Source organism: Burkholderia sp. MS455 (assembly GCF_016899445.1).
Lineage (GTDB): Bacteria > Pseudomonadota > Gammaproteobacteria > Burkholderiales > Burkholderiaceae > Burkholderia > Burkholderia pyrrocinia_C.
Map to the genome: position 1 here is coordinate 688,278 of NZ_CP041778.1, position 13,565 is coordinate 701,842.

A 13,565-nucleotide genomic window follows, 5' to 3' on the forward strand; every position below is an offset into this window, starting at 1 on the left:
TTCACCGACGAAAGCCGGTACTCGGTGATCCTGCGGATCACCTGGCACGCTGGATTACGTTACTTCTTCGGCAGCTTCGCGACATTGCGGGCCAGCAACTCCTCGATATCGACGCCTTTTTCCGCCAGCAGCGTCGTGACGATGCCGGTCAATTCGCCGAGCGTTTCCTTGACCGATTCGCGGATCGTATCGACGACGACCTGGGTGCTGCGCTCGATCTCGATGTTGACCTTGTCGTTGACGCCCTTCGCATCGAAGGTCGTCGCGCGTCGCGTTTCCGGAATCAGCCAGATTTCAAACCAGCCTTCGTCTCGATTGACGTCCGAAACCGTGAGGCTGCAGCCGTTGATCGCGATATAGCCCTTCGCGAAAACATATCGTTTGAATTCGGCAGGCACGCCGATGCGAATCATCCGGTTGTGCTCGGACGACGCGATGTGCAGGATGGTCCCCGGGAAATCGACATGGCCGGACAGCGGATGCCCGCCGATTTCCGCGCCGTCCTTCGCGGCCCGCTCCACGTTGATCCGCGCGCCGGTCGCCAGGTCGGCCAGCGTGGTGATCTTCAGGCTCGGCAACATCACGTCGAAGTCGATCAGCTCCGGCGAATGGATGGTCGTCACCGTCAGGCACACGCCGTCGACGGAGACGCTGGCGCCGATCTCGATGTCGTCGGTAAACCGCTCGGGGAATTCGATGCTGAAGGTTCTCAGCTCTCCGTGATCCTTGATGGCCTTGATGACGCCAACGCCCTGGACAATTCCTGTAAACATGATCGATCCCTCGTCGCAAATTTCCTGGTCAACATGATAAGTGATCCCGGAAAAAGCGACGCGGCGGCGCGCGGCTCAGGGCCGGCCGGCGATATTCGCGGACGCGATGCAAAAAAGGCCGTGCACGTGGCACGGCCTCGATCCGCTTCCGGTCGGGTCAACACGGGCCGGCGGTGATCATCCCGCCGCCGGGCCGTATCGCGACACGCTTGCGTCAAGCCTCCGCCGGCTCGCCCAGCGGGCCGGCATTATCGTCCGCCATGCGCCGCGGCGAATCGGCAAGCCCCTTCGCGAGCTCCAGCGCCTGCCGCTCGAACAGCCGGCGGTAGATGCCGCCGTCGATGCGGATCAGCGCGTCGTGGCTGCCTTCCTCGATCACCTTGCCGCGATCGAGCACGAGCAGCCGGTCGAGCGCGCGCACGGTCGACAGCCGGTGCGCGACGACGAGCGTCGTGCGGCCGACCATCAGCCGCTCCATCGCCTGCTGGATCAGCAGCTCGCTTTCGCTGTCGAGGCTCGACGTCGCTTCGTCGAGGATCAGGATCGGCGCATCGGCGAGGAACGCGCGCGCGATCGCGACGCGCTGGCGCTCGCCGCCCGACAGCTTGATCCCGCGTTCGCCGACGAGCGTGTCATAGCCGTCCGGCAGCGCGACGATGAAGTCGTGCGCACTGGCGAGACGCGCGGCGCGTTCGATGTCCGCGCGGCTCGCGTCGGGGCGCGCATACGCGATGTTCTCCGCGAGCGTGCGGTGGAACAGCACGGGCTCCTGCTGGACGATCGCGATCTGGCTGCGCAGCGAATCCTGCCGCACGCGCGCGATATCCTGCCCGTCGATCGTGATGCGGCCGCCCGACACGTCGTACAGGCGCTGGATCAGCTTGATGAACGTCGTCTTGCCCGACCCCGAGTGGCCGACGAGGCCCACGCGCTCGCCGGGCGCGATCCGCATCGAGAAATCGTCGTACAGCGGCACCGGATGGTTGCCGTAGCGGAACGTCACGTGCTCGAAGCGGATCTCGCCCTGCCCGATCCGGATGGCAGGCGCGCCGGGGCGATCGTCGATGCCGAGCGGCTGGCGTTCGAGCGCGACGAGTTCTTCCATGTCGTTCACCGAGCGCTGCAGGTTGCGGATGTGCATGCCGACGTCGCGCAGGTAACCCTGCAGCATGAAGAACATCGTCAGCGCGAACGCGATGTCGCCGACGCTCGCCTCGTCGTTCGCCCACAGCCGCAGCGCGACGCCGATCATCGCGGCCTGCATCGCGACGAGCATCGCGCCCTGCAGCCCGCCGTTGAACGTGCCGCGCACCCACGTGCGGCGCGTGCGCTGCCGCCACTTGCCGATCACGCGCGCGAGCCGCGCTTCCTCGCGCGTTTCCGCGCCGAACGCCTTGACGACCGCGTTGCAGCTCACCGCGTCGGCGAGCGCGCCGCCCATGCGCGTATCCCACAGGTTGCCGAGCCGCGCGGCCGGCGCGACGATGCCGAGCGACACGGCGACCGTCACCGCGATGTACAGCAGCGAGCCCGCGCCGACGACGAGCCCCATCACGGGCCAGTGCGTGCCGAGCAGCACGGTTGCGCCGACTAGCATCGCGACCGACGGAAGCAGCGCGATCAGCACGGTGTCGTTCAGCAGGTCGAGCGCCCAGATGCCGCGCGTGATCTTGCGCACGGTCGAACCCGCGAAGCTGTTCGCGTGCCAGTCGGTCGAGAAGCGCTGCACGCGGTGGAACGATGCGGCGGCGATCTCGCTCATCATCTTCAGCGTGAGCGTGATGATGTACAGGTAGACGCCTTGCCGCAGCACCGTCGCGCCGATGCCGAGCGCGGCGAGCGTGCCGAACGCGACGACGGCGGAATGCCACGCGGCGGCGCGGTCGGTCAGGCCGGTCGACAGCGCGTCGACGAGACGGCCGGCGAACAGCGGCGTGAGCACGTCGGCGAGCGCGGCGAGCAGTGCGAAGGTCGCGACCGTGGCGATGTGTGCCGGCTGCTTGCGCCAGTAGCGGATGGTGAAGCCGAAGACGGCCTTGAATGCGTGGCCGCCCAGATGGGAGGTTTTTCTGGTCATTTATCATTGCCCGGCGCATCGCGCGACGGGACTTTCCGGTTCGGAGAACGTCGAAAACGCAACAGCCGGAGCCGCGTGGAAAACGCGGGCGGAACGAAACGGGCTGTCGGGAAAAGCGCGGCTGACGGGTTAGCGAAAAACTCGGGAGCCGGCGCGGACGGCGGGCTGGATCAGCTGCGCCGTGGGACCACGTTCGGGAAGGTTGCTGGCATTCGGAACATCTGCACCTCCCCTGAAGTGAACGGTTGAAAGGACGCCGAAAAGACGTTTAAAGATTCTATCAGCAGTGTTCTGCACGCTGCAACGTCTGACGAATGCGGCGTTGCGGCGTCGATACGGTTAGTATTCAGGGTTCCGGCCCTTTCTTTTTAGGGCTTTCCGCGAAGCGGTGGTGCAGGGTGGCCGTCGGGCGCATCGATTACACTTCGGCGTTCGCGGCACGCCACGGTGCGTGCGTCCCGGCGCGGCCCGGCACGACGAGCGGCCGCCCGTTGCGGCCCTCGCAGAATCACCCCCGATACACTCCTGAGGAAACGATGAGCGACGTTCAGCAAGGCATCCTGGCTCCGATCGACACGGCGGCCCGATACCTCACTTTCACGATTTCGAATGACGGCAATGTAGCGGCGGCGCTGGCCGCGCTGCGCGAGATCGTCGATGGACGCGACACGGTCGTCGGTTTCGGACAGGCGCTGGCGGCGCACCTCGGGCGCCCGGTTCCGGGCCTGACCGACTACCCGGCGTTCGCGGTGAAGGACCGCACGCTGCCGGCGACGCCGGCCGACGTGTGGGTCTGGCTGCGCGCCGGCGATCGTGGCGAGATCGTGCTGCGCGCGCGGGCGATCGAACGCGTGCTGGCGCCGGCGTTCGCGCTGCAGGACGCCGTCGACGGCTTCCGCTATTCGAACGATCGCGACCTGTCCGGCTACGAGGACGGCACCGAGAACCCGACCGGCGACGACGCGCTCGACGCGGCGATCGTGGCGGGGCAGGGCGCGGGGCTCGACGGTTCGAGCTTCGTCGCGGTCCAGCAGTGGCTGCACGACTTCGACCAGATGGAGCGCATTCCGTCGGGCGACATGGACAACATCATCGGGCGCCGCCGCTCGGACAACGAGGAACTCGACGACGCGCCCGAGTTCGCGCACGTGAAGCGCACCGCGCAGGAAAGCTTCGAGCCGGAGGCGTTCATGCTGCGCCGTTCGTCGCCGTGGTCGGACGCGCGCCGCGCGGGCCTCTACTTCGTTGCGTTCGGCTGCTCGTTCCGCGCGTTCGACGTGCAGATGCGCCGCATGAGCGGCGCGGACGACGGGATCGTCGACGGCCTGTTCCGCTTCACGCGGCCGCTGACAGGCGCGTATTTCTGGTGCCCGCCGATGAAGGACGGCAAGCTGGACCTGTCCGCGCTCGGACTGTAAGCGCCTGGTTGTATCGATGGACGGGCGGGCCGCGCATCGTGCGCGGCCCGCCCGTTTTGTTTTTCAGGCGTTGATGGTGTGCCGCGCGCCGCTCGCCGCGCACGTCACTTCAACGTCGTCTCGATCCGCGTGCCGCGCTTGATGAACTGCGTCACCGGCGTCTTCTCGCAGATCTCGGCGAGGCGCTGGCGTTGCGCGTCGTCGAGCGGGCCGTCGAGCGTCACGACGCGGCGCACGTATTGCACGCCTTCTCGATCGGCATGCAACTCGGTGCGCACGTCGATGCGTGCGGCCGGCCACGACTTGCGCTGCATGACCATGCGCAGCGTCGCGGCCGTGCATTGTGCGAGACCGGCAAGCACGAACTCGTACGGTGCCGGCCCGCGATCCTGGCCGCCTTCGCGCGGCGCCTCGTCGCCGGTCAGCGCGTGCGTGCCGGCCTGCAGCTGGACGACGTAGTCGGGCGCGTCGGCATCGAGGACGGCGGCGGCATGGATGAGCGACATGGCAAGTCTCCGGTAAGCGGGAAAAAGGAAGCGGGCGCCGCATGTCGGCGCGAATCCGTCAGCATACCGTTTCGATCGTAACGGCGTACGCAGCGTGGTTACGCGCCGGCGCTGCCCGCGCTGCTGCGCACGAGCGCGGCGATGCGCTCGCGCACCCACTGGTGCGCGCGATCGGTGTCGCGCGATTCGTGCCAGTACGCGAGCAGCGGGAACGGCTTGAGCCGCAGCGGCAGCGGCCGCACGACGATCGGCAGCAGTGCGGCCATCCGCAGCGCATAGGTGTGCGGCAGCGTGACCAGCAGGTCGCCGGTCGCGGCGATCTGGCATGCGGCGAAATAGTGCTGGCAGGTGAGCCGGATATCGCGGAAGCGCCCGTCGCTGCCGAGCAATACGTCGAGCGATTGCGGTTCGCCGAACGACGACACCGCGATATGCCGCGCCGCGAAATAGTCGCCGCGCCGCAGCGGATCGCGCGCGAGCGGATGATCGCGGCGCAGCGCGACGACGAGCGAATCGTCGAGCAGGTGTTCGGTGGCGATGCGCGGGCCCGTCTGCACGCGACGCTCGACCGCGAGATCGAGATTGCCCGATGCGAGTTCGCGCTCGATGTCGGGCACCGCGATGCGACGGCTCACGAGCCGCAGGCCCGGCGCTTCGTCGGCGAACGCGGCGACGATCCGCGGCAGCGCGATCGATTCGAGCACGTCGCGAATGCCGACCGCGATGCTCAGGTCGAGCGTTGCGGGATCGAATGCCGATGGATCGCGCACGGTGCCTTGCAGGCCCTTCAAGTGCAACTGCACGTCCGCGATGATCGACCGCGTGCGCTCGGTCGGCACGACGCGGTTACCCTGGCGCGCGAACAGCGGATCGTCGAAATGCGCGCGCAGCCGGTTGAGCGCATGCGTGACCGCGGGCTGCGTGAGATGCAGCGCGCGGGCGGCCGCGCCGATGCCGCCGTGCACGTAGACGGCGTCGAGCACGCGAAACAGGTTCAGGTCGAGACGGTGATCGGCGGGCACGGGGCGCAGGCGGCGTGGTGAACGGTGGATCGATTCTAAAGGATGCGCAGGCAACGGATGCGCGGGCTTTCGTGTGCGGCGATCGATGACGTTCGATGCATGTCGGGGCCGTTCGGACCGGTACGCGACCGCAGCCGTCCGATGCGCAACGCAACGCAACACAACGAAACGAAATGCGCACATCGTGACGCATGACGACCGCACCGATCGGCTGTATCGACAGGTGCGATTCCGTGCGGGCATACCATCGACTCGCGACAGCCTGTAGTAATCCGCCATCATGCTGTCCACGTCGGCCATTTCGCGCCAAAGGCGCTACCCGTTCGGCTAAGATGCCGTCGCTTCATATTTCGGGATAGCCGTCCTGTCGCACGCATTCAAACCAAATATAAGCCTGACAGTTCGACGGTATTAGAAGAAGTCGAAACAAGTCGGGGGCTTGGCCAGTGAATGCAGCAGATCAGAGGTGGGTCGTTATCTATTTGAGTACGGGGTTTTCGTTGGCCCAGGCCGCGCGTCTCGCCGAGGCTTTCAACCTGGCGAATCGCCTGCATGCGTTCAGTGCGGATTACCAGTTGAAGTACGTATCCGAAAGCGGGGGACTGTTGCAGTCGTCGTCCGGCGTGAGCATCGCGGCCGATCCGCTCGGCGACGAGCACGGCCGCCGTGCGCTCGCGTTCTTTCATCTTCACGGCGACCGCGCGGCCGTCAACTGGAACGCTGCGTTGCAGCGGCGTCTGACCGACATTCGCCGGCACGCGCGCTGGATCGTCGATGCGATGGACCTGCCCGCGCTTGCGGCCACGCAGCAGCCGTCGGCGGCGATCCACGTGTCGCCCGGCAAAGCCGGGCGCCGTGCCGACGCGACGGTGGAACTGCAGGCCGGCGAGACCGACGTGTTCGCGGCAGCGCTCGACATGTTTCGCGCCGATCTCGGCGACAGCGCCGCGCAGGAGATCGCCAGCAACATGCTGCGGCCGGTCGAGCAGCGCTATGCACAGTCGATGTGGGCGTTTCGCGAACTGAGCGCGAGCCCGTCGATCCGGATGTCGGCGCAGCGGCTGCGCGCGCTGAGCGTGAACCGCATCTCGATCGCGAACGCCGCACAGGCCGCCGCGATGAGCGAGCGCAATTTCCTGCGGCGCTTCAAGAAGGAGATCGGCGTGACGCCGACCGCGTTCGTCCAGCAGGTGCGGCTCGAGCGCGCGTGCCACATGCTGATCCATACGACGCTGCCGGCCGACAAGGTCGCGCGCCGGACGGGGTTCGGCAGTGGCGAGCGGCTCGCGAAGCTGTTTCGCCAGCGCCTGCTGATGTCGCCGACCGAATTTCGCGTCGCCGAGCGGGAAAAGATTCTCAGCCGTGGCGCTGGGTCGCCCGATGCGAACGACGGGTCCGCAGCCGCGTTGGGCGACGGCGGCGGCGCGAGTTGCGCCGCGTATGCCGGCGTGCAGGAGAAAACGGGGCGGATACCCGTAGAATCGTCCTGTCGCGATCTCGATTCCCGGTTTACATGCCCTTCCTCCCCACTACCGCCACTGCCCCTTTCTGCCCGTCGGAAGTAAAGGGCAGCATCACGATCGACGCCGGCGCGCCGCGCTGGCAGAAGCTCAAGCGCTTTTTCGGCCCCGGCCTGCTCGTCGCGATCGGCTACATGGATCCCGGCAACTGGGCGACCGACATCCAGGCCGGCTCGCAGTTCGGCTATTCGCTGCTGTGGGTCGTCGCGTTCTCGAGCCTCGCGGCGATCTTCCTGCAGATGCTCGCGGCGCGGCTCGGCCTCGTCGCGGGCAGGGATCTCGCGCAGGCCAGCTACGAACGCTACGGCCGGTTCGGCCGCATCGTGCAGTGGGTCACCGCCGAGGTGTCGATCATCGCGTGCGACATCGCGGAAGTCCTCGGCTGCGCGCTTGCGTTCAAGCTGCTGCTCGGCGTGCCGCTCGCGTGGGGGATCGTGCTGACCGCGCTCGACACGATGATCGTGCTCGGCCTGCAGGGCAAGGGGTTCCGGCAGATCGAGGCGATCGTGCTCGGGCTGATCGCGACGATGGCGTTCTGCTTCGTCGCGCAGGTCGCGATCACGCCGCCCGACTGGCACGCGGTGGTCGGTGGGCTCGTGCCCGGCGATCCGGGCCACGACCGCAAGGACGCGATCGTGCTCGCGCTCGGCATCGTCGGCGCGACGATCATGCCGCACAACCTGTATCTGCATTCGTCGGTCGTGCAGACGCGGCATGTCGTCGGCGGCGCGCGCGGCGTGGTCCGCGACACGCTCGCGCTGGTGCGCATCGATACCTGCGTGTCGCTGTTCGTCGCGATGCTCGTCAATGCGGCGATCCTGATCGTCGCGGGCGCGGCATTCCATGCGACGGGCCAGCACAACGTGACCGACATCGAGCAGGCCTACAAGCTGATTACGCCGATCGCGGGCGGCGCTGCCGCACTGCTGTTCGGCATCGCGCTGCTCGCGTCGGGGCAAAGCTCGACGCTGACCGGCACGATCGCCGGCCAGGTGATCATGGACGGCTTCCTGCATACGAAGATCCCGTGCTACCAGCGCAGGCTGATCACGCGCGGGCTCGCGCTCGTGCCGGCGCTGATCGGCGTGCTGTGGCTCGGCGACGGGTCGGTCGGGCAACTGCTCGTCTGGAGCCAGGTGCTGCTGAGCTTGCAACTGCCGTTCGCGATGTGGCCGCTGATCCGGTCGGTCAGCGATCGCAACGTGATGGGCGAGCACACGATCGGCCGCGGGATGCAGGTCGCCGCGTGGGCGCTGTTCGTCGTCATCACCGGCACGAACCTGCTGCTGATCACCGGTGTCGCGGGCTGATACAGCCTGTCACAGGCTGACACAGACGCGCTGCGCGCATGCGGTAAACTGCGGCCTTTCGATCGTGGTCCGAAGTCCGTTATGTGGAGTGAAATCAGCAACATCGGCGATGCCGCGCTGACCTTGCCGATCGCGCTGGCCTGCGCGGCGTGGCTGGCGCTGACCGACCGGCGCGTCGCCGTGCGCTGGGTCGTACTGCTGGCCGCCGGCATGGGCCTCGTCGGCGCAACCAAGATCCTGTATGCCGGGTGCGGCATCGAGATTCCCCAATTCGATTTCCGCGTGATCAGCGGCCATACGATGCTGTCGACGTCGGTATGGACGGTCGCGCTGTCGATGCTGTGGCAGGCGTTCCGGCCGGGCAAGGCGCCCGGCATCGCGGCCGGGCTGGCCGTCGGCGCGGTTACGGCCGTCGCGCGCGTGTTCGATCACTCGCACACGATTCCGGAAGTCGTCGTCGGCTGGATGCTCGGCGCGCTGGTCGCGCTGATGTTCCTGCGCGGCTACGACGGCGCGCGGCAGCGCGCGTTCTCGCCGCGCATCGCGGCCGTCTGCCTGCTGCTCGTGTCGGGCATCGCTTACGGGAACCGTGCGCCGTTCCAGCAGATGATCGATACGCATTCGCCGCAACTCTGCGCGTTCGTGCGCGCGCCGTCGGGCGACGGATTCTGACGGTTGCCGGTTGCGGCGGCCCGGTGTTTCGGTGTTCCGGTGCCCCGAGGTTGCCGCCGGCGATCGCCCGGTGATTGCGCGATTCCTCTTCCCGATCGTTCCCTGTCTGTCGCGGTACGCATCGTCCGTCATTCCCGGAATCAACGAACCGGCTGGTCCACGGGATCGGCCGTGCCGCTTTGCGCATTGGCCCAGCCGCACGACGGTCATGAACGGAATCTATGACCGGGCATAACGATTATTCATTTCATCGATTGGCGTCATTCGCGTACGCTGGCTGTCGTTCGACCGCGGCCGGCTGCCCGGCGCGCGTCACGCTCGTCTCGATATACTCGCGGAAACCGTGCGGCACCTTATGAAGCCGACGCGCCGTCGACCGGCATGCGTCGGCCGCGACACGCACGGAAAACCCGTCGCGGCAGCATGCCGCGACGACGATTCACGACAGGAGCAGCTCACATGACAGTCGTTTCTTCGCGCCTCGCCGGCAAGTGCGCATACATCACGGGCGCCGCGGGCGGCCTCGGCCGCGCGATCGCGCGCCGGATGGTCGAGCAGGGCGCGCGCGTGTTCTTGACCGACATCGCCGAAGCGGCGGTGCTCGACGCGTTCGCGCAGGAACTCAACGCGGGCCACGCGACGCCGGTCGCGTTCGCCGCGACGCAGGACGTGCGCGACGAAGCGCGCTGGCAGGCGCTGCTCGCGCAGGCGAACGATGCGATGGGCGGGCTGTCGGTGCTCGTCAACAATGCGGGCGTCGGCTCGATCGGCTCGCCCGCGCAAATCGAACTGGACGAATGGCGGCGCGTGATGGCGATCAACGTCGAGAGCATCGTGCTCGGCTGCAAGCATGCGCTGTCGTACCTGGGCGCGAGCCATCCCGCATCGATCATCAACATCTCGTCGGTCGCCGCGTTCAAGGTCGAGCCGGATTTCACCGCGTACAACGCGTCGAAGGCGGCGGTCGCGTCGCTGACGAAATCGGTCGCGATCGATTGCGCACGCCGCGAGCTCGACGTGCGCTGCAACTCGATTCACCCGGCGTTCATCCGCACGGGGATCGTCGAACCGCTGTTCCAGACACTCGGCGAACGCGATGCGACGCGCAAGCTCGCGCGCGGCATTCCGCTGCGCCGGCTCGGCGAGCCGGACGACGTCGCGCATGCGGCCGTGTATCTCGCATCCGACGAAAGCCGCTTCGTGACGGCCGCCGAACTCGTGATCGACGGCGGCGTGTGCGCGGTCTGACGCGCATCCCGCATCCCGTACCGCAATTACCGGAGGAGAACATCGTGTCGACACCCGTGAATCGCCAACTGCTGTTGAAGACGCGCCCGGAAGGGCGGGTCGGCCGCGAACACTTCTCGCTCGTCGAGACGCCGGTGCCGGCGCTCGCGGACGGCGAGGTGCTCGTGCGCGTGCTGTACCTGTCGATGGACCCGACCAACCGCGTGTGGATGAGCGACGTACCGCAGTACCTGCCGCCCGTCGCGATCGGCGAGGTGATGCGCGCGCTCGGCATCGGGCGCGTGGTCGCGTCGCGCCATGCCGGTTTCGCGGAAGGCGATCTCGTGCAGGGGCTCGTCGGCTGGCAGGACTATGCGGTCGTGCCGGCCGACCAGGCCGCGCAGCTCGTGAAGCTGCCCGCGCAGTCGGGCCTGCCGCTGCCGACGCTGCTCGGCGCGTGCGGGATGAGCGGGCTGACCGCGTATTACGGGCTGACCGACATCGCGCCGGTGCAGCCCGGCGAGACGCTCGTCGTGTCGGCGGCGGCGGGGTCGGTCGGCTCGATCGCCGGGCAGATCGGCAAGATCCACGGCGCGCGCGTGGTCGGCATTGCGGGCGGCGCGGACAAGTGCCGCTACCTGACCGAGACGCTCGGCTTCGACGCGGCCGTCGACTACAAGGCCGACGATTTCCGTCAGCAACTGAAGGCGGCGACGCCGGACGGCGTGCACGTGAACTTCGAGAACGTCGGCGGCGAGGTGATGCGCGCGGTGTTGTCGCGGATGGTGATCGGCGGGCGCGTCGCGCTGTGCGGCGTGATCTCGAACTACAACAGCGGCCGCGCGGCCGACGACGTCGGCGTGCTGATCTCGAAGCGGCTGACGATGCGCGGCTTCCTGATCCTCGACTACCGCAAGAGCCGCGAAGCCGTGCAGACGCTCGCGGGCTGGTTGCGCGACGGTCGGCTCAAGGCCGAGGAAACTGTTGCCGACGGTCTCGAAAACGCGCCCGACGTGCTGAATCGCCTGTTCGACGGCGATCATCGAGGCAAGCTCGTGCTGCGTGTCGATCCGGACGCGTGACCGGCTTGCGGCGCGGCGCGCGATATCGGTCGCGCGTTGCCGTCAGGTGTTGTCGAGCGCGATGAGTTCGATCAAACGGCTCTCAGTTTCGGACTTGTCCCATATATTGTCCCGGCCTCTCTCCCTAAAGTGATCGCCAGTGAACAGGCGGCGTGACCGACGCGTCACGCCGCCTTTTTTCTGGTCACGCGGCAGAGGAGAGGGAACATGCGGAACAACGCGAAGCGGGCGGCATCGGCAGCGATGCGCAATCGAACGGTGCGGTGCGTCGGCGCCGTGCGGATGATGGCGATCGGGCTGGGCGTCGTGCTGGCGATGTCGAATGCGGCGGCGGCGGGGCAGGCCACGTCGGACGGCACCGTACGGTTTACCGGCGCGCTCGTCGATCTCTACGACGTGACGTTCGACGCGCCGTCGGGCGCGGTTGTCGAAGGACGGGAAGCGGCGGGCGGCGGGGCCGCGGCGACGCTCCGGTTCGATGCGCATGGCCGGCGTTTGCCGGGTGCTCATGTGGCACTGGTCGGGCCCGACGGTGCGCCGTTCGCGCTGGACGCCGATTCCGGCGTGCGCGCAACGTGGCGCGATGCGCGCGACGATCGAAGCGTGCCGCTGGTGTCGGGCCGCGTTCATCGCGTGGGCCCGTATGGCGGCGTGATGACCGTCGCGGCGGATGAAGCGACGGGCGCCGTGGCGCCCGTCGTGATCAGGATTCGCCATCCGTGACGGAGGGCTTGTGCGTGCGGATGGAGCGGTGGCGGCCGGGCGTATGGCACGCGGCCACGCGCCGCGTCATTCGCCCTGTTCGGCGCGCGCGTAGATGTCCCAGCTCGCCATGAACAGCGCGGCGACGAGCGGCCCGATCACGAAGCCGTTGATGCCGAACAGCGCCATCCCGCCGAGCGTCGAGATCAGCACGACCCAGTCGGGCATCTTCGTGTCCTTGCCGACGAGGATCGGGCGCAGCAGGTTGTCGACGAGACCGATCACGCCGACGCAGAACGCGACGAGGATCACGCATTTCCAGATCTCGCCGATCGCCAGGAAATAGAGCGCGGCCGGTATCCACACGAGGCTCGCGCCGATCGCGGGCAGCAGCGACAGGAACGCCATCAGCGCGCCCCACAGCACGACGCCCTGGATGCCGAGGATCCAGAAGATCAGCCCGCCGAGCGCGCCCTGCACGAGCGCGACCGCGACGTTGCCTTTCACGGTCGCGCGCACGACCGTCGTGAACTTCGCGAGCAGCAGATTCTTGTGCTCCTCGTCGAGCGGCAGCGCGCGGCGTACGCGGCGGCCGATCTCGCCGCCGTCGCGCAGCAGGAAGAACACCATGTACAGCATCACGCCGAAGCTGACGATGAACTGGAACGTGTTCTGGCCGATGCTGAACGCCTGGGCCGCGGCGAACTGGCTGATCTGCGCGGCGCCGTCGGTCAGTTTCTTCTGGATGCCGGGGATGTTGGTCAGCCCGTATTTCGCGAGCACGCGCTGGATCGAGGTCGGCAGCGCGTGGATGATGTCCTGGAAGTACTGCGAATAGTTCGGCTGCGCGGTCTTGATTTCCTGGTACACGTATGCGATTTCCTGCACGAGCGTCGCGGTGACGAACACGAGCGGCAGGATCACGATCAGGATGATCAGCGTCATCGTCACGAGCGCGGCCAGGTTGCGCCGCTTGCCGAAGCGCGCCGCGAGCCAGCGCTGCACCGGCTGGAACAGGATCGCGAGAATGGCGCCCCAGAACACGGCCCCGGAGAACGGCGCGAGAATCCCGCACATGCCGACGGTGACCGCGAACAGCAGGAAATAGAAGAATTTTTGGTGATCGTGTCCGCTATCCATGGGTGGCATTCGCGCAGATTGATGCTTGGTTTGATTGAATCTCGTTGCCCCGGGCGCGATCGGCTCGCGAACGTCACGGGTTCGCTGCGGAACACGCGGCGGGGCGGCCCATCGGG

At 67.4% G+C, this 13,565-nt stretch carries 12 protein-coding genes; 7 read left to right on the top strand and 5 right to left on the bottom strand.

Annotated elements, in window-relative coordinates; all coding sequences use genetic code 11:
* Positions 1-59 precede the first annotated feature (59 nt).
* A complete protein-coding gene (locus FPJ27_RS07590; protein WP_204422519.1) occupies positions 60-773 on the bottom strand; it encodes a riboflavin synthase subunit alpha in 714 nt (237 codons plus the stop codon).
* 214 nt (positions 774-987) lie between these two features.
* Positions 988-2,850, bottom strand: a complete 1,863-nt coding sequence (locus FPJ27_RS07595) for an ABC transporter ATP-binding protein (protein WP_204422520.1) — start codon at positions 2,848-2,850, stop codon at positions 988-990.
* A 536-nt stretch (positions 2,851-3,386) separates the two neighbouring features.
* Here FPJ27_RS07595 and FPJ27_RS07600 point away from each other — a divergent pair.
* On the top strand, positions 3,387-4,268 hold the full coding sequence (locus tag FPJ27_RS07600) for a Dyp-type peroxidase (protein WP_204422521.1): 882 nt from the start codon (positions 3,387-3,389) through the stop codon (positions 4,266-4,268).
* 104 nt (positions 4,269-4,372) lie between these two features.
* Here FPJ27_RS07600 and FPJ27_RS07605 read toward each other — a convergent pair whose 3' ends face one another.
* Both FPJ27_RS07605 and FPJ27_RS07610 read right to left on the bottom strand, forming a co-directional pair.
* Entirely contained in the window at positions 4,373-4,774 is a 402-nt protein-coding gene (locus FPJ27_RS07605; protein WP_072439310.1) for an OsmC family protein, read from the bottom strand.
* Positions 4,775-4,872: 98 nt separating this feature from the next.
* Positions 4,873-5,796, bottom strand: a complete 924-nt coding sequence (locus tag FPJ27_RS07610) for a LysR family transcriptional regulator (protein ID WP_204422522.1) — start codon at positions 5,794-5,796, stop codon at positions 4,873-4,875.
* Positions 5,797-6,296: 500 nt separating this feature from the next.
* Here FPJ27_RS07610 and FPJ27_RS07615 point away from each other — a divergent pair, with 500 nt between their 5' ends.
* The 6 genes from FPJ27_RS07615 to FPJ27_RS07640 all read left to right on the top strand — a co-directional run bounded on the left by FPJ27_RS07615 (position 6,297) and on the right by FPJ27_RS07640 (position 12,330).
* Positions 6,297-7,361 carry a helix-turn-helix domain-containing protein gene (locus FPJ27_RS07615; RefSeq protein WP_204422523.1) on the top strand — a complete coding sequence of 355 codons (1,065 nt, stop codon included), beginning with the start codon at positions 6,297-6,299 and terminating at the stop codon, positions 7,359-7,361.
* A complete protein-coding gene (locus FPJ27_RS07620) occupies positions 7,310-8,626 on the top strand; it encodes an Nramp family divalent metal transporter (RefSeq protein ID WP_204422524.1) in 1,317 nt (438 codons plus the stop codon). Before FPJ27_RS07615 ends, FPJ27_RS07620 begins: the two co-directional genes overlap by 52 nt.
* 81 nt (positions 8,627-8,707) lie before the next feature.
* Complete coding sequence (locus tag FPJ27_RS07625) at positions 8,708-9,298, top strand: phosphatase PAP2 family protein (RefSeq protein WP_072439318.1); 591 nt, start codon at positions 8,708-8,710, stop codon at positions 9,296-9,298.
* Positions 9,299-9,757: 459 nt separating this feature from the next.
* Positions 9,758-10,546: an SDR family oxidoreductase gene (locus tag FPJ27_RS07630; protein ID WP_204422525.1), complete on the top strand. Its 789-nt coding sequence runs from the start codon at positions 9,758-9,760 to the stop codon at positions 10,544-10,546.
* Between the two features lie 44 nt (positions 10,547-10,590).
* Positions 10,591-11,607 (top strand): NADP-dependent oxidoreductase, encoded by a 1,017-nt coding sequence (locus tag FPJ27_RS07635; RefSeq protein ID WP_096474887.1) that lies wholly within the window; start codon positions 10,591-10,593, stop codon positions 11,605-11,607.
* Between the two features lie 207 nt (positions 11,608-11,814).
* A complete protein-coding gene (locus FPJ27_RS07640; protein ID WP_072439322.1) occupies positions 11,815-12,330 on the top strand; it encodes a thioesterase in 516 nt (171 codons plus the stop codon).
* A gap of 66 nt (positions 12,331-12,396) precedes the next feature.
* On the opposite strand, the gene FPJ27_RS07645 is transcribed toward FPJ27_RS07640, so the two are convergent.
* Entirely contained in the window at positions 12,397-13,449 is a 1,053-nt protein-coding gene (locus FPJ27_RS07645) for an AI-2E family transporter (protein ID WP_072439324.1), read from the bottom strand.
* Between the last annotated feature and the right edge of the window lie 116 nt (positions 13,450-13,565).

Coding starts and splice junctions, on each gene's coding strand:
- FPJ27_RS07590 (WP_204422519.1), bottom strand. CDS start 773: ATGTTTACAGGAATTGTCCAGGGCGTTGGCGTCATCAAGGCCATCAAG.
- FPJ27_RS07595 (WP_204422520.1), bottom strand. CDS start 2,850: ATGACCAGAAAAACCTCCCATCTGGGCGGCCACGCATTCAAGGCCGTC.
- FPJ27_RS07600 (WP_204422521.1), top strand. CDS start 3,387: ATGAGCGACGTTCAGCAAGGCATCCTGGCTCCGATCGACACGGCGGCC.
- FPJ27_RS07605 (WP_072439310.1), bottom strand. CDS start 4,774: ATGTCGCTCATCCATGCCGCCGCCGTCCTCGATGCCGACGCGCCCGAC.
- FPJ27_RS07620 (WP_204422524.1), top strand. CDS start 7,310: ATGCCCTTCCTCCCCACTACCGCCACTGCCCCTTTCTGCCCGTCGGAA.
- FPJ27_RS07625 (WP_072439318.1), top strand. CDS start 8,708: ATGTGGAGTGAAATCAGCAACATCGGCGATGCCGCGCTGACCTTGCCG.
- FPJ27_RS07630 (WP_204422525.1), top strand. CDS start 9,758: ATGACAGTCGTTTCTTCGCGCCTCGCCGGCAAGTGCGCATACATCACG.
- FPJ27_RS07640 (WP_072439322.1), top strand. CDS start 11,815: ATGCGGAACAACGCGAAGCGGGCGGCATCGGCAGCGATGCGCAATCGA.
- FPJ27_RS07645 (WP_072439324.1), bottom strand. CDS start 13,449: ATGGATAGCGGACACGATCACCAAAAATTCTTCTATTTCCTGCTGTTC.